A 255-nucleotide genomic window follows, 5' to 3' on the forward strand; every position below is an offset into this window, starting at 1 on the left:
GTGTCGATAAGCTCACAGCTAATTTGCTGTAAGTAGCTGCACTCACTGTTACGGATAAACGATCTGCTCCGGTGGCCGACAAGGTTCCGTCGGTTGCAGCTATGGTAGCGCTTTCTGCTTTGTACAAAGCCATGCTCGCGGTGGCTACTCCATTGCTAAAGCTCATGCTCGTTGCTGTTCCAAAATTGGTACTAGCTACCGTTGGTACAGTAGCTGGACTACTCGAGGTTGCTGCTCCTGAGAAGGTAATTGATT

At 49.4% G+C, this 255-nt stretch carries 1 protein-coding gene; it reads right to left on the reverse strand.

What is annotated here, in order from left to right:
• A partial coding sequence (locus tag U0R11_RS13650) for a hypothetical protein (protein ID WP_406752399.1) occupies nt 1-255 on the reverse strand: 255 nt, incomplete at both ends.

The sequence above is a fragment of the Aquirufa salirivi genome, assembly GCF_045310485.1.
Classification (GTDB): Bacteria; Bacteroidota; Bacteroidia; order Cytophagales; family Spirosomataceae; genus Aquirufa; species Aquirufa salirivi.